The sequence below is a fragment of the Superficieibacter sp. BNK-5 genome (genome assembly GCF_047456055.1).
Classification (GTDB): domain Bacteria; phylum Pseudomonadota; class Gammaproteobacteria; order Enterobacterales; family Enterobacteriaceae; genus Superficieibacter.
This window is the reverse complement of record NZ_CP179893.1, coordinates 3,836,939-3,857,663: the sequence shown is the minus strand read 5'-3', so window position 1 is coordinate 3,857,663 and position 20,725 is coordinate 3,836,939. Positions and strand designations below refer to the sequence as shown.

Genomic DNA, 20,725 nt, shown 5'->3' with positions numbered 1-20,725 from the left:
TTTAACGGATTAACTATGTCAGGATAAATGACGAATCAGTTGATTCTTATCTCTCGCACATAAATCACAAAAGGATTGATCGATGTCCAACAATGGCTCGTCACCGCTGGTGCTTTGGTACAACCAACTCGGCATGAATGATGTAGACAGAGTCGGAGGCAAAAATGCCTCCCTGGGAGAAATGATTACAAACCTGGCCTCTGTGGGTGTTGCCGTACCCAACGGGTTTGCCACAACCGCTGATGCGTTTAATCAGTTTCTTGATCAAAGCGGCGTCAACCAGCGCATTTATGAACTGCTGGATGAAACCGACATTGACGACGTCTCTGAACTGGCGAAAGCCGGGGCACAGATCCGCCAGTGGATCATCGATACTCCGTTCCAGGGTGAGCTGGAACACGCTATTCGTGAAGCCTATGACCAGCTTTCGGCTGATGATAGTGAGGCCTCTTTCGCCGTGCGTTCCTCTGCCACAGCAGAAGACATGCCGGACGCCTCCTTTGCCGGGCAGCAGGAAACGTTCCTTAACGTGCAGGGCTATGATGCCGTGCTGGTGGCCGTGAAGCATGTTTTCGCGTCGCTGTTTAACGACCGAGCGATCTCATACCGCGTTCACCAGGGATACGATCACCGCGGCGTGGCGCTTTCCGCTGGCGTACAGCGCATGGTGCGTTCCGACCTGGCCTCCTCTGGGGTGATGTTCTCCATCGATACCGAATCTGGTTTCGATCAGGTGGTCTTTATCACCTCTGCCTGGGGCCTGGGTGAGATGGTGGTGCAGGGCGCGGTGAATCCGGACGAATTTTATGTGCATAAGCCAACGCTGGAAGCGGGACGTCCCGCTATCGTGCGCCGTACCATGGGATCGAAAAAAATCCGCATGGTGTATGCGCCGAGCCAGGAGCATGGCAAACAGGTCGATATTGAAGATGTGCCGCAGGCGCAGCGCGATGTGTTCTCTCTTACCGATGAGGAAGTGCAGGCGCTGGCACAGCAGGCGGTGCAAATTGAGAAGCACTATGGCCGGCCGATGGATATCGAGTGGGCGAAAGATGGTCATACTGGCAAGCTGTTTATTGTCCAGGCGCGTCCGGAAACCGTGCGTTCGCGTGGGCAGGTCATGGAACGTTATACGCTGCACGCGCAGGGTAAAATCATCGCCGAAGGCCGTGCCATTGGTCATCGCATTGGTGCCGGTAAAGTGAAAGTCATCCACGATATCAGTGAGATGAACCGCATCCTGCCGGGAGACGTGCTGGTCACCGACATGACCGACCCGGACTGGGAACCGATCATGAAGAAGGCGGCCGCTATTGTCACTAACCGTGGCGGACGAACCTGCCACGCGGCGATCATTGCGCGCGAACTGGGGATTCCGGCCGTGGTTGGCTGTGGCGACGCCACCGAGCGGATGAAGGACGACGAGGAAGTGACCGTCTCCTGTGCGGAAGGCGATACCGGCTACGTGTATGCCGAAAAACTCGATTTCAGCGTCAAAAGCTCCAGCGTCGATAAAATGCCCGATCTGCCGCTGAAAATTATGATGAACGTGGGCAACCCGGATCGCGCGTTTGATTTTGCCTGTCTGCCTAACGAGGGCGTCGGCCTGGCGCGTCTGGAATTTATCATCAACCGTATGATCGGCGTTCACCCGCGTGCGCTGCTGGAATTCGACGATCAGGACGCGAAGCTGCAAAACGAAATCCGTGAAATGATCAAGGGCTACGACTCGCCGAAGGAATTTTATGTCGGCCGTCTGGCGGAAGGTATTGCCACCCTCGGCGCGGCATTCTGGCCGAAGCGGGTGATCGTGCGCCTGTCGGATTTCAAATCGAATGAGTACGCGAACCTGGTCGGCGGCGAACGCTACGAGCCGGAAGAAGAAAACCCGATGCTCGGCTTCCGTGGCGCGGGTCGTTATGTCTCCGACAGCTTCCGTGACTGCTTCGCGCTGGAGTGCGATGCCGTTAAGCGGGTGCGTAATGAGATGGGGCTGACTAACGTCGAAATTATGGTGCCTTTCGTGCGTACCGTCGATCAGGCGAAAGCGGTGGTGGACGAGCTGGCGCGTCAGGGGCTGAAGCGTGGTGAGCAGGGACTGAAAATCATCATGATGTGTGAAATCCCGTCGAACGCGCTGCTGGCCGAGCAGTTCCTGGAGCACTTCGATGGTTTCTCGATTGGCTCCAATGATATGACACAGCTGGCGCTGGGTCTGGATCGCGACTCCGGCGTGGTCTCCGAGCTGTTTGACGAACGTAACGATGCGGTGAAAGCGCTGCTGTCGATGGCGATCCGCGCGGCGAAGAAACAGGGTAAATACGTCGGTATTTGCGGTCAGGGACCTTCAGACCACGAAGATTTTGCCGCCTGGTTAATGGAAGAGGGGATTGATAGTTTGTCCCTCAATCCTGATACCGTAGTGCAAACCTGGTTGAGTCTGGCTGAGCTGAATAAATAACGTACCCGGCAGTTTTTATTGATCCCTGGCAGAGATGCCGGGGATTTTTTTATTATTACGCCAAATAAAAGAGCATAAAAAAAGCCCATCATAGGAGATGGGCAAAGACTACACACAGCAATTCGTTGTTTCACTCAGGGGATTTCCATGCTTATAAATCAAGGCGTTGATTTATAACCGTGACCTAATAGTAGAGTGCGCCATCTCCGGCGTCGATCAGATTCATCTCATTAGTTTAATGAATGTGATGGATGTGGAAGCGATATTCCACCAGCAGCGGGAAAATAACGACAGGGTGAGCTAAAAAGCTAAACATTTAATTAGCCATGCTTAACTATTAAATAAAACAGCCTGCTAAAGAGCAGGCTGTTTTGCGATCAACGACTGGACGACTCAGGTGGAGAAACTTCTTCTGCCACCTAGTCAGCATTATCCAGCGGCGGCGGTACTTCCTTCACCCAGGCATCGAACAGACGCCAGGTGACGGCCAGCAGCACCGGACCGATAAACAGGCCGATCATACCGAAGGCGACCAGTCCGCCAATCACGCCGGAAAGAATAAGGATCATCGGTAAATCAGCACCCATACGGATCAGCACCGGGCGCAACACGTTGTCAATAGTGCCGACGACGCAGCTAATCACCAGCAGTACCGTGCCCCAGGTGGTATCTCCGCTCCAGTACAGCCAGATAATTGACGGGACTAATACCGGCAACGGGCCAAGCTGGATCAGGCAGGAGAAAAGCATCACCACGGTGAGGATGGTCGCGTAAGGGACCCCGGAAATCGCCAGACCAATCCCGCCGAGCACCGCCTGCACCAGAGCGGTCACCACCACACCCAACGCTACCGCGCGAATGGCTTGTGCGGCCAGAACCACCGCCGCGTCACCACGTTTGGCCGCAAGACGGGTGGCAAAGTGACGAATACCACGCGCCACTTTTTCACCCTGCCAGTAGAGCAGCGCGCTGAATAAAAGCATCAGTGCGCAGTGCATCATAAAGCGACCGATATGCGCGGCCTGACCCACAAACCAGGTGGTCGTCGTGCCGATATAGGGGCGGATTTTGGCCATGATCGCCGTGCCACCCATATCCAGCAGGTTATGCCAGCCGGTATAGAGGCGCTCACCGACCATGGGAATACTGTTAAGCCAGTTCAGATCCGGCAGCGTCATCTCTCCCGACGATACTGAGCGGATCAGCGGTACGCCGCTATCAACCATACTGTTGACCAGCAGCGCAATCGGAATAATAAACAGCAGAAACAGCAACAGCGTCATTACCAGCACCGCCAGCGCACGCCGTCCAAACAGCAATCGCTGTAAACGAATTAAGACCGGCCACGTAACAATGACCACGGTTCCTGCCCAGGCGAAGCCAAGAATAAAAGGCCGCACGATCCACAGACAGGCGACAATCATAAGTGATAAAAACAGCACCGACAGCAAAATTTGCGGTACATCCCTGGGCTGATTTGGATTAACCATAACGTAAATTTACCTTTTTAATCGCGCCACAATGCTGGCGCGGCATAAAGCTGGACCATTCATGATACCAGTGATTTCGACAGCCTTTATAGTCCGTAATTCTGTCAGGCAGGTAAGAAAAAAATGTGGTAAAACGATGAATGCACAACGCAAACGATTAATCACTCACATTACAACAGTCAGGCAGGGTCAACGGTAATGATCCCACAGATTTCTCAGGCTCCAGGTGTCGTTCAACTGGTGCTGAATTTTTTGCAGTCACTGGAGCAACAGGGTTTTACAGGTGATACCGCCACCAGTTATGCCGATCGGCTAACTATGGCGACCGACAACAGTATTTACCAGCTTCTTCCTGATGCCATCGTTTTTCCACGCTCTACGGCGGACGTTTCGCTGCTGGCGCGGGTAGCGGCGGAGGATCGCTTTAAAACGTTGATCTTCACGCCGCGCGGTGGCGGTACGGGAACCAACGGGCAGGCGCTGAACCAGGGCATCATCGTTGATATGTCCCGCTATATGAATCGCATCATTGAAATTAACCCCGAAGAAGGGTGGGTGCGCGTCGAAGCCGGGGTAATCAAAGATCAGCTCAATCAGTACCTGAAACCCTACGGCTACTTTTTTGCCCCGGAATTATCGACCAGTAACCGCGCAACGCTTGGCGGCATGATTAATACCGATGCCTCAGGGCAAGGATCGCTGGCCTATGGTAAAACCTCCGATCACGTCCTTGGCGTGCGCGCGGTATTAACCGGCGGCGATATTCTGGATACCCAGCCGATGCCGATAGCGCTGGCGGAAACGCTGGCGAAAGAACAGTCCGCATCCGGACGTATTTATCGCACGGTGTATCAGCGCTGTCTGGAGAATCGCCAGTTGATACTGGATAAGTTCCCCAAACTGAATCGCTTTCTCACCGGTTATGACCTGCGTCACGTCTTTAATGACGCGATGACCGAGTTCGATCTGACCCGCATCCTGACCGGTTCTGAAGGCACACTCGCGTTCATCACAGAAGCACGGCTGGATATCACCCGGCTGCCGAAAGTGCGTCGTCTGGTCAATGTGAAATATGACTCTTTTGATTCAGCGCTGCGCAACGCACCCTTTATGGTGGAGGCGAAGGCATTATCTGTTGAAACCGTCGATTCGAAAGTGCTGAATCTGGCGCGGGAAGATATTGTCTGGCATTCGGTCAGTGAACTGATCACCAGCGTGCCAGATAAAGACATGCTCGGGTTGAATATCGTTGAATTTGCCGGCGATGATGACGCGCTCATTACCCGTCAGGTTGACGGGCTATGTGCCGGTCTGGACGCCTTAATGGCGCAAGGGGCCGGAGGCGTTATCGGCTGGCAGGTATGCGACGACCTCACGGGGATTGAACGCATCTATGCCATGCGCAAAAAAGCGGTGGGGCTATTGGGTAACACAAAAGGGACGGCGAAACCGATTCCTTTTGCCGAAGACACCTGCGTTCCGCCGGAGCATCTGGCCGACTATATTACCGAGTTTCGTGCGCTGCTGGACGGCCACGGCCTGAGCTACGGGATGTTTGGTCATGTGGATGCTGGCGTATTACATGTGCGTCCGGCGCTGGATATGTGCGATCCGCAACAGGAAATGCTGATGAAGCAGATTTCCGATGAGGTGGTGGCGCTGACGGCGAAATATGGCGGACTGCTTTGGGGTGAACACGGCAAAGGGTTTCGTGCCGAGTATAGCCCGGCGTTTTTTGGCGAACAGCTTTATGGCGAACTGCGTAAAATTAAAGCCGCATTTGATCCCGATAACCGCTTAAATCCGGGAAAAATCTGTCCGCCAGAAGGTGTGGACGCGCCGATGATGAAAGTAGACGCCGTCAAACGCGGGACCTGGGATCGGCAAATCCCGATTGCGGTGCGCGGTGCCTGGCGCGGGGCGATGGAATGTAATGGCAACGGTCTGTGCTTCAACTTTGACGTGAAAAGCCCGATGTGTCCGTCGATGAAAATCACCAGTAACCGCATTCATTCGCCGAAAGGTCGTGCGACGCTGGTCAGGGAATGGCTACGTTTGCTGGCAGACCGGGGAATCGATCCGAACCAGCTGGAAAAAGAGTTGCCTGAGCAACGCGCCAGTCTGCGCACCCTGATTGAGCGCACGCGCAATAGCTGGCATGCGCGTAAAGGCGAATATGATTTTTCCCATGAGGTGAAAGAGGCGATGTCGGGTTGTCTGGCCTGTAAAGCCTGCTCGACCCAGTGTCCGGTGAAGATCGACGTGCCGGAGTTCCGCTCGCGTTTCCTGCAACTTTATCACTCACGCTACCTGCGCCCGTTGCGCGATCATCTGGTGGCGTCAGTGGAAAGCTACGCGCCGCTAATGGCGCGGGCGCCGAAAACCTTCAACTTCTTTATGAGCCAGCCATGGCTGCGCAAGCTCTCAGAAATGCATATTGGAATGGTCGATTTGCCGCTGCTTTCATCGCCATCGCTTCAGCAGAAAATGGTGGCGCATCGTTCAGCGAATATGACGCTTGAGGAGCTTGAAGCGCTTGATGCCGGGCAAAAAGCGCGGGTTGTACTGGTGGTGCAGGATCCGTTCACCAGCTATTACGACGCGCAGGTAGTGGAAGATTTTGTCCGGCTGGTGGAAAAGATCGGTTATCAGCCGGTGCTTTTACCATTTTCACCTAACGGCAAAGCGCAGCACATCAAGGGCTTTATGACCCGCTTTGCGAAAACCGCCCGTAAAACGGCTGACTTTCTCAACCGCGTCGCGCAACTTGGCATTCCGATGGTGGGTGTGGACCCGGCACTGGTACTCTGTTATCGCGATGAGTATAAGCTGGTACTGGGCAAGGAACGCGGCGATTTTCACGTCTTGCTGGTCCATGAATGGCTACCGCTGGCGCTGGAAGGCGGCGCTCGCCAGGAGGTGAGCGGCGAATCGTGGTATCTGTTCGGCCACTGTACCGAAGTAACGGCACTACCTGGCGCAGCAAACCAGTGGGCCACTATTTTCGCGCACTACGGCGCAAAACTGGAAAGCGTGAGCGTCGGCTGCTGTGGCATGGCGGGAACCTACGGTCATGAAGTAAAGAATCATGCGAATTCGCTGGGCATTTATGCGCTTTCCTGGCAGCAGGCGATGCAGCGTTTGCCGCGCAATCGCTGTCTGGCGACCGGCTACTCCTGCCGCAGCCAGGTAAAACGTATTGAAGGTAATGGTGTACGCCATCCGCTTCAGGCGCTGCTGGAGATCGTGGGATGATCTGGAAGCGCGCAGTGACCCTTGAAGCGCTGAATGCGATGGGAACGGATAATATGGTCGGGCTGCTGGATATTCGTTTTGACAGGATCGCTGACGATGCTCTGGAAGCCACGATGCCGGTAGATAGTCGAACGCATCAGCCATTCGGTTTGCTTCATGGCGGCGCATCGGTGGTACTGGCAGAAACGCTGGGTTCTGTGGCGGGCTATTTATGTACCGAAGGTGAACAAAAGGTCGTCGGTGTCGAGGTCAACGCAAATCACCTTCGTTCCGTGCGAAGCGGCCGGGTACGCGGCGTGTGTAAAGCCTTACACCCCGGACGCAGACACCAGGTGTGGCAGATTGACATCTTTGATGAGCAAGGACGCCTTTGCTGCTCATCCCGGCTGACGACCGCCGTACTATAAATCGGCGGGCACATTTCTGAAAAGAAGCGTGCCCGCGTGTAATATCCTTTTACTTTAAATCGCCTGTGATATTCTCCGCCGACGGATTTGTTTCCCTTTCTGGTTGTCTCAGTTAAAACCGTATCGCGTAATGACTAATGAATAATTTCGTTTCTCCTTTAAGCGTTACATCACTTTCGCTTAAGGAAAAAGTATGGCTCGTCCAAAGTTCCAACTTGCATTTCTGCACCCGCGTCACTGGCTGACCTGGTTTGGTTTAGGCATCCTCTGGCTGCTGGTGCAACTCCCGTATCCTTTTTTATTCTGGTTTGGCTCCGCGCTGGGCCGCACCTCACAACGTTTTCTCCAGCGGCGGGCAACGATTGCCAACCGCAATATTGAACTGTGCTTTCCGGGTATGGATGCGCAACAGCGCAAGATGATGATTGAGAAAAATTTTGCCTCTCTGGGAATGGCCCTGCTTGAAACCGGTATGGCCTGGTTCTGGTCGGATCGTCGGGTGCGCAAATGGTTTGATGTCGAAGGTTACCATTATCTGCTGGAAGCGCAGCGCAAGCAGAAGGGCGTCATGGTGGTTGGCGTGCATTTTATGTCGCTTGAACTGGGTGGTCGGGTAATGGGGCTTTGTCAGCCCATGATGGCAACCTATCGTCCGCACAACAGCCCGGTCATGGAGTGGGTGCAAACCCATGGTCGTCTGCGCTCCAATAAATCAATGATCGACAGGCATAATCTGAAGGGACTGGTCAATGCATTGAAAGGTGGTGAAGCCGTATGGTTCGCGCCGGATCAGGATTACGGTCCGAAAGGCAGCACCTTTGCACCATTCTTTTCAGTAGAGAATGCGGCAACCACCAACGGAACTTACGTGATTTCACGGCTTTCCGGGGCAGAAATGCTGACGATCTCAATGGTGCGTAAAGATAATGCTCGCGGTTATGCCCTACATATCGGACAGAAGATGGAAGACTTCCCGCGTGCAAATGAATATGAAGCGGCGAGTTACATCAATAAAATGATTGAGCACGAAATTTTACGCGCGCCTGAACAGTATTTATGGATCCATCGCCGCTTCAAAACCCGTCCGACGGGTGAAGCTTCACTGTATGTCTGATTCATACTAGCCTTCATCGGGGCGGCGGCCCCGATGGACTATTGCTTATTCTCATCCCCGGACGTGACAGCTTTCATTGCCTCAACGTCGAGTTCAGCGCCCACCCTGGTCAGCAACTGCGCCATTGACAGAATATCATTAAATTCATTAAGCAAAATTTCGGCATCCGATCTCAGTGGATTGTCGGCCATTTCGACCGCAGCATTGATGGCTTTCTTAACGGCTTCCACCATTTCCATCGCGCCACCTTCCTTCCCGGCCGCGAGTAAAAACGCGCTGAGCAGAAGAGACTGGGCTTCGATTCGCGCGGTAAGCTGTTTCGTTTCCGCGTCCATTCTTGATATCTTGGCAATCATGCCTAAAATAATATTGGTCATCTTTTTTCTCCCTGTTAGCATCGGCGCTAACGGCAAACATTGTCCCGGCCATGTGGCGAGTCATTAAAGGCACAATAGCTATAATGAAATGCGACGAGTCAGTGTTACATTTTCTCAGCATTCCCGCACGTAGATTAAAACGAAATTATTACTACACATCGCATAATTGCCTTTTTTGATTTCAAAAATAGGTATTGCCTATACATCTTTTCCATTGGCCGCTTGCAGCGACATCTGTCTTAGTAAAATCGATAAAAATCAGTCAGATAATTCCTTTCGATTCCTTGTTATAAGGTTCTCTCCACGGTCTATGCTTAGTAGATGTGCAATGAAAAGCCCATTATACACAATACCCATACTGCAAGTGGGTTGAAGTGATAATCATTATCACTAACATAGTGTTAACTTTTCAGTCTCTTAACGTGAGGTGGACCTATGGATGTGCATGCAGGGACTTTCGATCCCAATGAGTTTGCCTGGCATGGTCTGACGATGACCCCGGCTGCAGCCGGGCAAATTCGCCAACTGGTCAGCAAACAGCCTGGCGTACAGGGTTTGCGGCTGGGTGTGAAGCAGACCGGCTGCGCGGGGTTCGGTTACGTGCTGGATACGGTAATGGAGCCACAAAAAGACGATCTTCTCTTTGAAGTCGATGGCGCACGCCTGTGGGTTCCCTTACAGGCGATGCCATTTATTGATGGCACCGAAGTCGATTATGTCCGTGAAGGCTTAAACCAAATCTTTAAATTTCATAACCCAAAAGCCCAGCACGAATGTGGCTGTGGTGAAAGTTTTGGGGTGCAGGCGGAATAATTATGTCGCGAAATACTGAAGCAACTGACGATGTCAAAATGTGGTCCGGTCCGCTGAATTATAAAGAGGGTTTTTTTACTCAACTCCAGACGGACGAACTGGCCCACGGTATCAGTGAGGATGTTGTTCGCGCGATATCCGCGAAACGCAACGAGCCGGAGTGGATGCTGGAATTCCGGCTCAGTGCTTACCACGCCTGGCTTGAGATGGAAGAGCCACACTGGCTTAAGGCCCACTACGATAAGCTGAACTATCAGGACTACAGCTATTACTCCGCGCCGTCCTGTGGCAACTGTGACGATACCTGTGCGTCCCAGCCAGGCGCGGTGCAGCAAACCGGTCCGGCGTCTTTCCTGACGGACGAAGTTGAAGCGGCGTTTAATCAGCTTGGTGTGCCGGTACGTGAAGGGCGTGAAGTGGCGGTGGACGCTATTTTTGACTCGGTCTCCGTCGCCACTACTTACCGTGAAAAACTGGCCGAACAGGGCATTATTTTTTGCTCATTTGGCGAGGCGATCCACGATCATGCTGAGCTGGTGAAAAAATATCTGGGGACCGTTGTCCCGAGTAACGATAATTTTTTCGCCGCGTTGAATGCGGCAGTGGCATCGGACGGCACATTTATCTACGTGCCGAAAGGGGTGACCTGTCCGATGGAGCTTTCGACCTATTTTCGTATCAACGCGGAAAAAACCGGCCAGTTCGAGCGGACTATTCTGGTCGCTGACGAAGGTAGCTATGTGAGCTATATCGAGGGCTGCTCGGCTCCGGTACGTGACAGCTATCAGCTTCATGCGGCGGTGGTCGAAGTGATCATCCATAAAGATGCCGAAGTGAAATACTCCACGGTGCAAAACTGGTTCCCTGGCGATAACCATACCGGCGGGATCCTGAACTTCGTGACCAAACGCGCGCTGTGTGAAGGCGAGAACAGTAAAATGTCCTGGACCCAGTCCGAGACGGGGTCGGCGATCACCTGGAAATACCCAAGCTGCATTCTGCGCGGTGATAACTCCATCGGTGAGTTCTTCTCCGTCGCCCTGACCAGCGGTCATCAGCAGGCCGATACCGGTACCAAGATGATCCACATTGGTAAAAACACCAAATCGACCATTATTTCCAAAGGGATTTCTGCCGGACATAGCCAGAACAGCTATCGCGGGCTGGTTAAGATCATGCCGACTGCCACCAATGCGCGCAACTTTACCCAGTGTGATTCCATGCTGATTGGCCCGGACAGCGGGGCGCATACCTTCCCGTATGTCGAGTGCCGTAATAACAGCGCTCAGCTCGAGCACGAAGCGACCACGTCGCGTATTGGCGAGGATCAGCTTTTTTACTGTCTGCAACGTGGGATCAGTGAGGATGACGCTATCTCAATGATCGTCAACGGGTTCTGTAAGGACGTCTTCTCTGAACTGCCGCTGGAATTTGCCGTTGAAGCGCAAAAACTGCTGGCTATCAGCCTCGAACACAGCGTCGGTTAAGTATCTAAGGGAACAACCATGTTAAGCATCAAAGATTTACAGGTATCGGTAGAAGACAAAGAAATCCTGCGCGGGCTGAACCTTGAGGTTCGTCCGGGAGAAGTACACGCCATTATGGGACCCAATGGTTCCGGGAAAAGTACGCTCTCGGCGACGCTGGCCGGACGTGAAGATTATGAAGTTACCGGCGGCAGCGTTGAATTCAGGGGAAAAGACCTGCTGGAGCTGGCCCCGGAAGATCGTGCGGGCGAGGGCATTTTTATGGCCTTCCAGTATCCGGTAGAGATCCCCGGTGTCAGCAATCAGTTTTTCCTGCAAACGGCGCTGAATGCGGTGCGTACTTACCGTGGTCAGGAGACGCTCGACCGCTTCGATTTTCAGGATCTGATGGAAGAGAAAATTCAGTTGCTGAAGATGCCGGAAGATTTGTTGACCCGTTCGGTGAACGTGGGCTTCTCCGGCGGTGAGAAAAAGCGCAATGATATTTTGCAGATGGCGGTACTGGAGCCTGAACTGTGCATTCTTGACGAATCGGATTCGGGGCTGGATATCGATGCGCTGAAAATCGTCTCAGAGGGGGTCAATGCCCTGCGTGACGGCAAGCGAGCCTTTATTATCGTCACTCACTACCAGCGTATTCTGGACTATATCAAGCCGGATTATGTTCACGTCCTGTATCAGGGGCGGATTGTGAAATCGGGTGATTTTACTCTGGTCAAACAACTGGAGGAGCAGGGCTATGGCTGGCTTACCGAACAGCAGTAACGCGCTGCAACAGTGGCATCATCTCTTTGAAGCGCAGGGCGTACAGCGCTCGGCGCAGGCCCGGCAGCACCTTCAACAAATGCTGCGCCTCGGCCTGCCAACGCGCAAGCATGAAAACTGGAAATATACGCCGCTGGACGGGCTGCTGGGCAGCACGTTCGTTACGGTCCCTTCCTCTGAAGTGACCGCCGCTCAGCGTGACACACTGGCGCTTAACGTGGATGCGTTTCGACTGGTGTTTGTCGACGGGCAATTTACCCCGGCGCTGAGCGACAGCGTGGAGAATAGCGGCTTCGACATTCATATTGGTCAGGAAAGCCCCGCTTTACCCGCCGCCATCCAGCCGGAAGTGTTTTTGCATCTGACGGAAAGCCTGGCGACCAGCGTGACTACCATCCGCGTTGCCCGCAATCAGCGCCCGGCTAAGCCTTTATTGCTAATGCACATCACCCGAGGCGTCTCTGGCGAAGAGATGAATACGGCGCATTATCGCCATCATATTGAGCTGGCTGAAGGCGCTGAGGCGACGCTGATTGAGCACTATGTCAGCCTGAATGACGAGCGTCATTTTACCGGCTCCAGGATCACCATGAACGTCGCGGCGAATGCGCAGTTACATCATATGAAACTGGCGTTTGAGACCCCGGTCAGCTATCACTTTGCGCACAATGACATTGTCCTCGGGCAGGATGCAGCAGCCTTCAGCCACAGCTTCTTGCTGGGAAGCGCGGTATTGCGCCACAACACCAGCAGTCAGTTGAATGGCGAAAATACCACGCTACGTCTGAACAGCCTGGCTATGCCGGTGAAATCCGAGGTCTGTGACAGTCGTACCTGGCTTGAGCACAATAAGGGATACTGCAATAGCCGCCAGTTGCATAAAACTATCGTCAATGACAAAGGCCGCGCGGTGTTTAACGGCCTGATTAACGTGGCGCAACACGCGATTAAAACTGACGGTCAGATGACCAACAATAACTTGCTGTTGGGGCGGCTTTCGGAAGTGGATACCAAACCACAGCTGGAAATTTATGCCGATGACGTCAAGTGTAGCCACGGCGCAACGATTGGACGTATCGACAACGAACAACTGTTTTACCTGCGCTCGCGCGGTATTGATGAACAGGCCGCGCAGCAGATGATTATCTATGCCTTTGCCGCTGAACTGACGGAAGCCATCAGCGATGAAGCGCTAAAACAACAGGTGCTGGCCCGTATCGGTCAGCGTCTTCCCGGGGGCAAAGCATGACATTTTCCGTTCAGCGGGTACGGGAAGATTTCCCGGTCCTGACGCGTGAAGTTAACGGTCAGACGCTGGCGTATCTGGACAGCGCGGCCAGCGCCCAAAAACCCAGCCAGGTTATTGACGCCGAAAGTGAATTCTACCGCCATGGCTACGCGGCTGTGCATCGTGGTATTCACACGCTCAGCGCGGAAGCCACGCAACGTATGGAGCAGGTGCGGCTCAAGGCAGCGGCCTTCCTGAATGCTCGTTCGCCGGAAGAGCTGGTGTTTGTCCGCGGCACGACCGAGGGGATCAACCTGGTCGCGAATAGCTGGGGCGAAAGTCAGATCCAGCCAGGCGATAACATCATCATCACGGAGATGGAACATCACGCGAATATCGTGCCGTGGCAGATGCTCTGCGCGCGTAAAAATGCCGAGCTGCGGGTTATTCCGCTCACCGCTGAGGGTACGCTTGCGCTGGACGCGCTTCCGGGCCTTCTCGACGCCAGAACCCGTTTAGTGGCCGTGACCCACGTCTCTAACGTACTGGGGACCGAAAATCCGGTAGCGGATATTATCCGCATTGCGCATCAGCACGGGGCAAAGGTGCTGGTCGATGGCGCACAGGCGGTGATGCATCACGCGGTTGACGTGCAGGCGCTGGACTGCGATTTTTACCTCTTCTCGGCGCATAAGCTCTACGGGCCGACTGGTATCGGCGTGCTGTACGTGAAAGAAGCGATTCTCCAGGATATGCCGCCCTGGGAAGGCGGTGGCTCCATGATTGCCTCAGTCAGCCTGAGCGAAGGGACGACGTTCGCCAAAGCGCCGTGGCGCTTTGAAGCGGGTACGCCCAACACGGGGGGGATCATCGCCTTCGGCGCGGCGCTGGATTACGTCAGCGAACTGGGGCTTGAGAATATTCATGATTACGAGCAGGCACTGATGCAGTATGCGCTTAGTGAACTCGCTACCGTGCCCGATCTGACGTTGTATGGCCCGCAACAACGGCTGGGGGTGATTGCCTTTAATCTGGGGCAGCATCACGCTTATGACGTCGGCAGCTTCCTGGATAACTACGGCATTGCCGTTCGCACCGGGCACCACTGCGCGATGCCGTTGATGGCACATTATCAGGTGCCGGCGATGTGCCGGGCGTCGTTAGCCATGTACAACACCCATGAAGAAGTGGATCGGCTGGTGGCAGGATTAAAACGCATTCATCAGCTACTGGGATAGCAGGGAGATTTTATGGCTGCATTACCGGACAGAGAAAAGTTGCTGAAAAATTTCCAGCGCTGTGGCAACTGGGAAGAGAAGTATTTGTATATTATTGAGCTGGGTCAGCGTCTCCCACCCCTTAGCGAAGATGCCCATAGCCCGGCAAACACTATTCAGGGCTGTCAAAGCCAGGTCTGGATTGTTATTGGGCGTAATGAAGAGGGGATCATTGAGCTTCAGGGCGATAGCGATGCGGCCATTGTCAAAGGGCTTATCGCCGTGGTGTTTATTCTCTACGATCGAATGACAGCGCAGGATATTGTCGCGTTTGATGTTCGTCCCTGGTTTGAAAAAATGGCCCTTACGCAGCACCTTACCCCGTCCCGTTCACAGGGACTGGAAGCAATGATCCGCGCCATTCGCGCTAAAGCCGCAAATCTCAGCTAAACTCAAAAAACAGCTTTCATTCTGTTACGCGAGGCGTTTATACGCCTCGCTGGTTTTCAGCTTTCTGGCGTTCAGCCAGTGATTAAGGAATTCCAGTATGAAACGCGCGTCTCTTATTACTCTAAGCCTTATCGCCTCGCTCAGCGCCTCTCACAGCGTTTGGGCGGTGGATTATCAGTTGCCTGCGCCTGGCAGCCGGATTATTGGGCAAAACCAGATCTATGTGGTGCCGACCGATGGCAAAAATCTGGAGTCGATTGCCCAGCGTTTTGATACCGGCATCTTGCTGTTGCTGGAGGCCAATAACACGGTCGATCCTTTTTTACCGATGCCGGGTAGCGAGTTGACCATTCCTTCGCAGATGCTGCTCCCTGACGCGCCGCGTGAAGGTATCGTCATTAATCTGGCTGAGCTACGGCTGTATTACTATCCGCCGGGTAAGAACATCGTGCAGGTGTTCCCGATTGGTATTGGTCAGCAGGGACGAGAGACACCGGTTATGACCACCCGTATTATCCAGAAGATCCCGAATCCCACATGGACACCCACGGCTAATATCCGCGCCCGCTCACTGGCTCAGGGGATAAAACTGCCTGCGGTGATCCCCGCCGGGCCAAATAACCCTCTGGGACGCTTTGCACTGCGTCTGGAGCAGGGAGGAGGCGAATATCTCATTCATGGTACCAACGCGCGCAACAGCGTGGGTTTACGCGCCAGTTCTGGCTGTATGAGAATGCGCGCCGCCGATATTCAGACGCTCTTCTCTCAGGCATCGTGGGGGACCCGAGTACAAATCGTCAACGAGCCAATAAAATTCTCAGTCGAACCCGATGGCCGGCGTTATGTGGAAGTCCACCAGCCGCTGTCCCAGAATGACTGGGAAGATCCGCAGACAGTGCCGATTGCAGTCACCGCCAGCTTTGGTCAATTTGCAGATGATTCAGGGAGTGATAGCAACGGTATCAACAGCGCCATTACGCGACGCGCGGGTTATCCCGTGCAGGTGAATGCGACAATGGCTCAACCGGCGCCAGTCACACCCGTACAGAGCGTGAGAGTGAGTCCTGCGCCTGTCTCTCAGGCAGAAGGAACACTGGTGACGGCAAACAGCCTGGTCGTGCAGTAAGGAAGGGAAAACAGAAGGCAAAAAAAATGGCGCACACTGTGCGCCATTTTATTAGACCAGGAACACTTATTTTTTGTAAGTGCGAGTCTGGTTGTCCAGACGCTGGTTAGCACGTGCTGCGTCGTCTTTAGCAGCCTGAACGTCGGAACGGATTGCGTTCACGTCGTTGCTCAGCTGGTCAACTTTAGCGTTCAGAGTCTGAACGTCAGAAGACAGCTGATCGATTTTAGCGTTGCTGGAGCAACCTGCCAGCAGAGTAGAACCCAGGATTACCGCGCCCAGTACCAGTTTAGTACGATTCATTATTAATACCCTCTAGATTGAGTTAATCTCCATGTAGCGTTACAAGTATTACACAAAGTTTTTTATATTGAGAATATTTTTTTGATGGGAATGCGCTTATTTTTGATCGTTCGCTCAAAGAAGCATCGACTGGCCTCGTTACATCAAAAAAACTGTGTGAAAACAGGAGGCTTCCATCGGATTCATCTTAGATAACGGGTGATTTAAATAGTAAAATACGATTTGCTTTCCTAATGAAATTTTCGGCGGTGCAAATAAAAAAAGCGCCCCACAGGACGCTTTTTAAACAAATTAACATATCTGTTAATAATTACAGTACGTGTACAGAGGCCGTATTTGTCGTGCCGCTCGGTACCAGCGCACCAGAAACCATCACGACAACGTCGCCTTTCTGCGCCAGACCACTCTCTACCGCTACTTCTTTACCCAGACGGTAGAAATCATCCGTAGAGTTGATTTCTTTCACCAGCTGAGCGACAACGCCTTTGCTCAGTACGAGCTGACGTGCAGTCACTTCATTGGTGGTCAGCGCCAGGATGGTGGCATCCGGGAAGTATTTACGTACCGCACGAGCAGATTTACCGCCGTTGGTTGCCACCACAATCAGCGGAGCTTCAAGTTTCTCAGCAGTTTCAACCGCGCCACGGCACACGGCTTCGGTGATACGCAGTTTACGGCTATCGTGATTATCATCCAGACGGCTGGTCATTACGCGGTCGGTACGCTGACAGATGGTAGCCATGATGGTGACTGCTTCCAGCGGGTATTTACCTTTTGCAGATTCGCCTGACAGCATGACAGCATCAGTACCGTCCAGGATGGCGTTGGCCACGTCGCCAGCTTCAGCACGGGTCGGACGCGGGTTTTTGATCATGGAATCGAGCATCTGGGTGGCTGTGATCACCACTTTACGGGCGCGAATACATTTTTCGATCATCATTTTCTGCGCGAAAATTACTTCTTCAACCGGGATTTCTACGCCCAGGTCGCCACGCGCAACCATGATGCCATCAGAAGCTTCAAGGATTTCGTCGAAGTTGTTCAGACCTTCCTGGTTTTCAATTTTGGAGATGATCTGGATATGTTCACCGCCGTGGGCTTTCAGGTGCTCGCGAATTTCAACCACGTCAGAACGCTTACGGATGAACGAGGCAGCAACAAAGTCTACGCCCTGTTCGCAACCGAAGATCAGGTCCTGTTTGTCTTTTTCAGCCAGGGCTGGCAGAGCGATAGAAACGCCAGGCAGGTTAACGCCTTTGTTTTCGCCCAGGTCACCGTTGTTCAGCACTTTACAGATGACTTTGTTACCTTCAATAGCGGTAACTTCCATGCCGATCAGGCCATCGTCTACCAGAACGGTATTGCCGACGGACAGGTCAGAGGTGAAACCTTCGTAAGTGACTGCAACGGTGTCAGAATTACCCACCACGGTTTTATCCGTGGTGAAAGTGAAGGTCTGACCCGCTTTCAGCGAGACGTCATTTCCACCTTCAAGTTTGATGGTACGAATTTCCGGACCTTTGGTGTCCAGCAAGATCGCCGCTTTTTTACCGGTTTTGCTCATCACGTTGCGCAGGTTCTGGATGCGCTGACCATGTTCAGCATAGTCGCCGTGGGAGAAGTTAAGACGCATAACGTTCATGCCCGCGTCGAGCATTTTGGTCAGCATCTCTTCAGATTCGGTTTTCGGGCCGATGGTGCAAACAATTTTGGTCTTTTTCATGACAGTCTTAGTCTTTAAGTTGAGAAGAATATGGAGGTAACGCTCCGGAACAATATGAGCACGGAGTCAAACCTGTGATACGAAAACTGCGATGCCACGTGATAAGAATAGGTGACATCAAAAAAGCGTGCAGAGGAATGTGCGCTGGTGGTTCAGCCCAGGAGGTTAAATGAAGATATACGCGTTTGAGTAGATAGTTCAAGGCGCTGAAACCATTCAATTAAGAAACGGTGCGCATTATACGATGTTACAAAGTAAAAGGAAAATAAAAACAGCGTTTTAATATGGATTTGGGCATCCTGCCAGAGGTTGTTGGATGAATGTTAGAACGGAGTAATGTGTCCACGTTGCTCCCCGTTCAGCCCTGCTTTTAAAAACGGCCTGACACGCGGCTATCGTTTGATTTACCTTGATTTTTTGGCAATAATGTAAGCATGTTGTTAAAACTTTCAGGAATATACCATGGGTAACCGGGCAAAAGATGACGAGCTGTATCAGGAAATGTGCCGGGTCGTAGGCAAAGTCGTTCTTGAAATGCGCGATCTGGGTCAGGAGCCTAAGCATATCGTTATTGCCGGGGTAATAAGAACCGCACTGGCAAATAAAAAAACGGTTCGCTCGGAACTGAATCGGGAAGCGATGGAGCAGGTAGTGAAAGCGCTGGCGAGGTCATAACGGTAGTCGCTGGTGCGGCTGGTGGGTATATCGCGAGAGAAGGTCATCGTTATTGACGACGGCTGAAAATAAGGGAAGAAAAAACCGGGAACATCATGAATGGTGCGTCCGAGTGGACTCGAACCACCGACCCCCACCATGTCAAGGTGGTGCTCTAACCAACTGAGCTACGGACGCACTGAAGGATGGTGCGTTCAATTGGACTCGAACCAACGACCCCCACCATGTCAAGGTGGTGCTCTAACCAACTGAGCTATGAACGCATTGTTGTGCCTGACAACGGGGACGAATATTAGCGGCAGTGTCGGGATGTGGCAAGAGGGAAACGCGATTTTTCTTTCATAATTCACGCGATTGCAGAACTACTGCGCAAAATGTTGAGAAAGTAGCCGCCCGCTGGCGGCTACCCTGAGCTTAGCGTGCGGCGCGTCGCAAAATGACGGCCGAAGGCTGACGTTGCAGAAAACGCATTCTTACCATCATCATCACTGCTGCTGAGGTCAGGCCGATGATAAATCCAAGCCAGAAACCTGCTGGCCCCATCGGTTCAACGACCCAATCGGTTAACGCCAGTACGTATCCGCTCGGCAGACCTAACACCCAGTAGGCGATGAACGTAATAAAGAAAATCGAACTGGTGTCTTTATATCCGCGCAGAATGCCGCTGCCAATCACCTGGATAGAATCTGAGATTTGATAGATGGCTGCCAGCAGCATCAGGTGCGCGGCCAGAGTAACTACTTCAGGGTTGTCATTATAAAGCAGGGCGATATGCTCGCGCAGTGAGACCGTGAAAATCGCGGTCAGAACAGCCATACACACGCCCACGCCAAGACCGGTACGTGCCGAGGTCTGCGCTTCCAGCGTTGATCCCTGACCGAGGCGATATCCCACACGAATCGTCACCGCCGCGCCCAGCGACAGCGGCAGTACAAACATCAGCGAGCTGAAGTTCAGCGCAATCTGGTGCCCGGCAACATCAACGATCCCCAGTGGAGAAACCAGCAGGGCCACAACTGCAAACAGGGTCACTTCGAAGAACAGTGCCAGCGCGATGGGTAAGCCCAGCTGTCCGAGACGCAGCATCGTCGCCCATTCCGGTTTGCTAAAACGCATCGTGTTACGAATATCGCGCATCGAACTGGCGTTCTTAATGTATGAAAGCATGCACAACAGCATCACCCAGTAAACCGAAGCCGTTGCCACGCCACAGCCAACGCCGCCCAGTTCTGGCATCCCAAAATGGCCATAGATGAAAAGGTAATTCACCGGAATATTGACCAGCAGCCCGCAAAAACCGATAAACATAGCCGGTTTGGTTTTCGCCAGGCCGTCACACTGGTTACGCGCGACCTGAAAGAACAGATAGCCAGGCGCGCCAAATAACAAAGCACGCAGGTAGCGAACGGCTTTATCTGCCAGCTCAGGATCGATGTTATGCATGGCGTGGATAATGTGCCCGGCATTCCACAACACCACCATCACCAGCACAGAGACAAAGCCCGCCAGCCAGAAACCCTGACGCACCTGGTGCGCGATGCGATCGCGTCGTCCGGAGCCGTTTAGCTGTGAGATAACGGGAGTGAGGGCCAGCAGCAGGCCATGACCAAACAGAATTGCCGGCAGCCAGATGGAGGTGCCGATAGCCACGGCGGCCATGTCGGTGGCACTGTAGCCTCCCGCCATTACCGTATCGACGAAACCCATCGCCGTTTGCGCCACCTGCGCAATAATCACCGGAATTGCCAGCGCCAGAAGCTGACGCGCTTCATTGAGATACTTCTGCACGTGAACACCTTTAGTATTGTTGTTATTTGAGAGACTAAAAAAGCCG

The 20,725-nt window shown here is 53.1% G+C and carries 17 protein-coding genes, 2 tRNA genes and 1 other RNA gene; 12 read left to right on the top strand and 8 right to left on the bottom strand.

Annotated features, from left to right (window positions below):
* Positions 1-82: 82 nt before the first annotated feature.
* The gene (gene ppsA / locus ACMGGS_RS18435) at positions 83-2,461 is read left to right on the top strand and encodes a phosphoenolpyruvate synthase (RefSeq protein WP_414163834.1); all 2,379 of its coding nucleotides are present in this window, start codon (positions 83-85) and stop codon (positions 2,459-2,461) included.
* Positions 2,462-2,534: 73 nt separating this feature from the next.
* On the opposite strand, the gene rprA is transcribed toward ppsA, so the two are convergent.
* Together rprA and ydiK are read right to left on the bottom strand one after the other, a co-directional pair.
* An RNA gene (rprA, locus tag ACMGGS_RS18430) (antisense sRNA RprA) lies at positions 2,535-2,642 on the bottom strand.
* Positions 2,643-2,880: 238 nt separating this feature from the next.
* Positions 2,881-3,951, bottom strand: a complete 1,071-nt coding sequence (gene ydiK, locus ACMGGS_RS18425; protein ID WP_414163833.1) for an AI-2E family transporter YdiK — start codon at positions 3,949-3,951, stop codon at positions 2,881-2,883.
* A 198-nt stretch (positions 3,952-4,149) separates the two neighbouring features.
* Here ydiK and ACMGGS_RS18420 point away from each other — a divergent pair, with 198 nt between their 5' ends.
* The 3 genes from ACMGGS_RS18420 (at position 4,150) to lpxP (ending at position 8,727) form a co-directional block, all read left to right on the top strand.
* Positions 4,150-7,206, top strand: a complete 3,057-nt coding sequence (locus ACMGGS_RS18420) for an FAD-binding and (Fe-S)-binding domain-containing protein (protein ID WP_414163832.1) — start codon at positions 4,150-4,152, stop codon at positions 7,204-7,206.
* Entirely contained in the window at positions 7,203-7,613 is a 411-nt protein-coding gene (menI, locus tag ACMGGS_RS18415; RefSeq protein WP_414163831.1) for a 1,4-dihydroxy-2-naphthoyl-CoA hydrolase, read from the top strand. The genes ACMGGS_RS18420 and menI overlap by 4 nt, the downstream gene beginning before the upstream one ends.
* A gap of 193 nt (positions 7,614-7,806) precedes the next feature.
* Positions 7,807-8,727: a kdo(2)-lipid IV(A) palmitoleoyltransferase gene (gene lpxP / locus ACMGGS_RS18410; RefSeq protein ID WP_414163830.1), complete on the top strand. Its 921-nt coding sequence runs from the start codon at positions 7,807-7,809 to the stop codon at positions 8,725-8,727.
* Between the two features lie 38 nt (positions 8,728-8,765).
* Here lpxP and iraP read toward each other — a convergent pair whose 3' ends face one another.
* Positions 8,766-9,104: an anti-adapter protein IraP gene (gene iraP / locus ACMGGS_RS18405; RefSeq protein ID WP_414163829.1), complete on the bottom strand. Its 339-nt coding sequence runs from the start codon at positions 9,102-9,104 to the stop codon at positions 8,766-8,768.
* Between the two features lie 435 nt (positions 9,105-9,539).
* Here iraP and sufA point away from each other — a divergent pair, with 435 nt between their 5' ends.
* The 7 genes from sufA (at position 9,540) to ldtE (ending at position 16,190) form a co-directional block, all read left to right on the top strand.
* The gene (gene sufA, locus ACMGGS_RS18400) at positions 9,540-9,917 is read left to right on the top strand and encodes a Fe-S cluster assembly scaffold SufA (RefSeq protein ID WP_414163828.1); all 378 of its coding nucleotides are present in this window, start codon (positions 9,540-9,542) and stop codon (positions 9,915-9,917) included.
* Between the two features lie 2 nt (positions 9,918-9,919).
* A complete protein-coding gene (sufB, locus tag ACMGGS_RS18395) occupies positions 9,920-11,404 on the top strand; it encodes a Fe-S cluster assembly protein SufB (protein WP_176916951.1) in 1,485 nt (494 codons plus the stop codon).
* An 18-nt stretch (positions 11,405-11,422) separates the two neighbouring features.
* Positions 11,423-12,169, top strand: coding sequence for a Fe-S cluster assembly ATPase SufC (gene sufC / locus ACMGGS_RS18390; protein ID WP_194205842.1), 747 nt, complete (start codon positions 11,423-11,425; stop codon positions 12,167-12,169).
* Positions 12,144-13,418, top strand: coding sequence for a Fe-S cluster assembly protein SufD (gene sufD / locus ACMGGS_RS18385; RefSeq protein WP_414163827.1), 1,275 nt, complete (start codon positions 12,144-12,146; stop codon positions 13,416-13,418). The genes sufC and sufD overlap by 26 nt, the downstream gene beginning before the upstream one ends.
* A complete protein-coding gene (sufS, locus tag ACMGGS_RS18380) occupies positions 13,415-14,635 on the top strand; it encodes a cysteine desulfurase SufS (protein ID WP_414163826.1) in 1,221 nt (406 codons plus the stop codon). The genes sufD and sufS overlap by 4 nt, the downstream gene beginning before the upstream one ends.
* A 12-nt stretch (positions 14,636-14,647) precedes the next feature.
* Positions 14,648-15,064 carry a cysteine desulfuration protein SufE gene (sufE, locus tag ACMGGS_RS18375; RefSeq protein WP_414163825.1) on the top strand — a complete coding sequence of 139 codons (417 nt, stop codon included), beginning with the start codon at positions 14,648-14,650 and terminating at the stop codon, positions 15,062-15,064.
* Between the two features lie 97 nt (positions 15,065-15,161).
* Positions 15,162-16,190 carry a L,D-transpeptidase LdtE gene (gene ldtE / locus ACMGGS_RS18370; RefSeq protein ID WP_414163824.1) on the top strand — a complete coding sequence of 343 codons (1,029 nt, stop codon included), beginning with the start codon at positions 15,162-15,164 and terminating at the stop codon, positions 16,188-16,190.
* Between the two features lie 66 nt (positions 16,191-16,256).
* On the opposite strand, the gene ACMGGS_RS18365 is transcribed toward ldtE, so the two are convergent.
* Together ACMGGS_RS18365 and pykF are read right to left on the bottom strand one after the other, a co-directional pair.
* On the bottom strand, positions 16,257-16,493 hold the full coding sequence (locus ACMGGS_RS18365) for a major outer membrane lipoprotein (protein WP_049840772.1): 237 nt from the start codon (positions 16,491-16,493) through the stop codon (positions 16,257-16,259).
* Positions 16,494-16,803: 310 nt separating this feature from the next.
* The gene (gene pykF / locus ACMGGS_RS18360) at positions 16,804-18,216 is read right to left on the bottom strand and encodes a pyruvate kinase PykF (protein ID WP_176920865.1); all 1,413 of its coding nucleotides are present in this window, start codon (positions 18,214-18,216) and stop codon (positions 16,804-16,806) included.
* A gap of 462 nt (positions 18,217-18,678) precedes the next feature.
* On the opposite strand from pykF, the gene fumD reads away from it, so the two are divergent.
* Positions 18,679-18,891 carry a fumarate hydratase FumD gene (gene fumD / locus ACMGGS_RS18355; RefSeq protein ID WP_414163823.1) on the top strand — a complete coding sequence of 71 codons (213 nt, stop codon included), beginning with the start codon at positions 18,679-18,681 and terminating at the stop codon, positions 18,889-18,891.
* Positions 18,892-18,991: 100 nt separating this feature from the next.
* Here fumD and ACMGGS_RS18350 read toward each other — a convergent pair.
* From ACMGGS_RS18350 to mdtK, 3 genes are all read right to left on the bottom strand, one after another.
* Positions 18,992-19,068: transfer RNA gene (locus tag ACMGGS_RS18350), tRNA-Val, on the bottom strand.
* Positions 19,069-19,077: 9 nt separating this feature from the next.
* Positions 19,078-19,154: transfer RNA gene (locus ACMGGS_RS18345), tRNA-Val, on the bottom strand.
* Between the two features lie 151 nt (positions 19,155-19,305).
* Positions 19,306-20,679, bottom strand: a complete 1,374-nt coding sequence (gene mdtK / locus ACMGGS_RS18340) for an MdtK family multidrug efflux MATE transporter (RefSeq protein ID WP_414163822.1) — start codon at positions 20,677-20,679, stop codon at positions 19,306-19,308.
* Positions 20,680-20,725 lie beyond the last annotated feature (46 nt).

Bases quoted from the DNA above. Each gene is read 5' to 3' on its own strand.
- ppsA (WP_414163834.1), top strand. From the start codon at position 83: ATGTCCAACAATGGCTCGTCACCGCTGGTGCTTTGGTACAACCAACTC.
- ydiK (WP_414163833.1), bottom strand. From the start codon at position 3,951: ATGGTTAATCCAAATCAGCCCAGGGATGTACCGCAAATTTTGCTGTCG.
- ACMGGS_RS18420 (WP_414163832.1), top strand. From the start codon at position 4,150: ATGATCCCACAGATTTCTCAGGCTCCAGGTGTCGTTCAACTGGTGCTG.
- menI (WP_414163831.1), top strand. From the start codon at position 7,203: ATGATCTGGAAGCGCGCAGTGACCCTTGAAGCGCTGAATGCGATGGGA.
- lpxP (WP_414163830.1), top strand. From the start codon at position 7,807: ATGGCTCGTCCAAAGTTCCAACTTGCATTTCTGCACCCGCGTCACTGG.
- iraP (WP_414163829.1), bottom strand. From the start codon at position 9,104: ATGACCAATATTATTTTAGGCATGATTGCCAAGATATCAAGAATGGAC.
- sufA (WP_414163828.1), top strand. From the start codon at position 9,540: ATGGATGTGCATGCAGGGACTTTCGATCCCAATGAGTTTGCCTGGCAT.
- sufB (WP_176916951.1), top strand. From the start codon at position 9,920: ATGTCGCGAAATACTGAAGCAACTGACGATGTCAAAATGTGGTCCGGT.
- sufC (WP_194205842.1), top strand. From the start codon at position 11,423: ATGTTAAGCATCAAAGATTTACAGGTATCGGTAGAAGACAAAGAAATC.
- sufD (WP_414163827.1), top strand. From the start codon at position 12,144: ATGGCTGGCTTACCGAACAGCAGTAACGCGCTGCAACAGTGGCATCAT.
- sufS (WP_414163826.1), top strand. From the start codon at position 13,415: ATGACATTTTCCGTTCAGCGGGTACGGGAAGATTTCCCGGTCCTGACG.
- sufE (WP_414163825.1), top strand. From the start codon at position 14,648: ATGGCTGCATTACCGGACAGAGAAAAGTTGCTGAAAAATTTCCAGCGC.
- ldtE (WP_414163824.1), top strand. From the start codon at position 15,162: ATGAAACGCGCGTCTCTTATTACTCTAAGCCTTATCGCCTCGCTCAGC.
- ACMGGS_RS18365 (WP_049840772.1), bottom strand. From the start codon at position 16,493: ATGAATCGTACTAAACTGGTACTGGGCGCGGTAATCCTGGGTTCTACT.
- pykF (WP_176920865.1), bottom strand. From the start codon at position 18,216: ATGAAAAAGACCAAAATTGTTTGCACCATCGGCCCGAAAACCGAATCT.
- fumD (WP_414163823.1), top strand. From the start codon at position 18,679: ATGGGTAACCGGGCAAAAGATGACGAGCTGTATCAGGAAATGTGCCGG.